At 67.4% G+C, this 1,192-nt stretch carries 2 protein-coding genes; both read left to right on the top strand.

From position 1 onward, the window contains the following. Positions 1-193: 193 nt before the first annotated feature. The gene (gene fdxA / locus A5780_RS22625; protein WP_063015719.1) at positions 194-544 is read left to right on the top strand and encodes a ferredoxin; all 351 of its coding nucleotides are present in this window, start codon (positions 194-196) and stop codon (positions 542-544) included. Further along, positions 541-1,192 (top strand): metalloregulator ArsR/SmtB family transcription factor (locus tag A5780_RS22620; RefSeq protein ID WP_064909538.1); only part of this gene is annotated, 652 nt, incomplete at its 3' end. The genes fdxA and A5780_RS22620, both read left to right, overlap by 4 nt.

Genomic DNA, 1,192 nt, shown 5'->3' with positions numbered 1-1,192 from the left:
CCCTCTCGGTCGACATCCTCGGCGGGCGTGGTGGTGCGTACCCCGGCCGTTGAACGATCGGACCTGTCGGTGCATCGTTGCCGACGCCGAAGTGATGTGAACCGGATCCGCTGCCGACGGCGTGTGCCGGGAGATTCGGTGGGGTGTGTCACCGGTCTTAGTTTATACAAGCTTTGGATGTATAAATAGAGGTATGGCGTATGTGATCGGCGAGCCGTGCGTGGACGTGATGGACCGGGCGTGTGTGGAGGAGTGTCCGGTCGACTGCATCTACGAGGGTGCTCGTTCGTTGTATATCCACCCCGACGAGTGCGTGGACTGTGGGGCGTGTGTGCCGGTCTGCCCGGTGGAGGCGATCTATTACCAGGACGACCTGCCGGCCGAGCTCGAGCCTTACCTCGACGACAACGCCGCCTTTTTCAGCGAGACCTTGCCCGGTCGCGGCGAACCACTCGGATTTCCCGGCGGCGCAACCAAACTCGGCCCCGTCGGGGTGGATACGCCGCTGGTTGCCGCGCTGCCGAAACGGAGTGCCCAGCCATGACGCGCGAAACGGCGTCCGCTGCCACGCCGTCCAGTTCGCGTGCGACGCCGGCCGGGGCCGGTGGTGGGCGGCGCGGCGAGGTGCTCGCGGTATTGCGCGACTCGCGTGATGCGTTGAGCATCCTCGATATCGCCGCGCACCTGCAGTTGCATCCGAACACGGTGCGTTTTCACCTCGAGGCGCTGGTCGAGGCCGGGCAGGCCGAGCGGGTCGACAGTCCGCGCACCGGCCCGGGCCGGCCTCCGCAAATGTTTCGCGCCCATCGCGGGATGGACCCCGCCGGGCCGCGTAACTACCGGCTGCTCGCCGATATCCTCACCGCCCAGCTGGCCTCCGATCCCGACCCGTTGGATCGTGCGGAGGAGGCCGGGCGCAGCTGGGGCCGCACGTTGACTCGCGACATGGATGCCGAGGCGCCGACCGCCGAGCAGGCTGTGAGCGATTTGGTGCGGGTGCTCGACGAGGTCGGATTCGACCCCGAACCCGACATCGATAGTGGCCGGACGCGAATCCGGTTGCGGCACTGCCCCTTCCTCGACCTGGCCGAAACTCGTGCGAGTGTGGTGTGCCCGATCCATCTGGGCCTGATGCAGGGCGTGCTGGAGGGCCGGGCCGCGCCGCTGGCAGTCGAGCGGCTCGAGGCATTCG

The organism is Nocardia sp. 852002-20019_SCH5090214, from assembly GCF_001665865.1.
GTDB lineage: Bacteria > Actinomycetota > Actinomycetes > Mycobacteriales > Mycobacteriaceae > Nocardia > Nocardia nova.
Note: the sequence above shows the minus strand (reverse complement) of the source record. Positions and strands in the feature narration are given on the sequence as shown.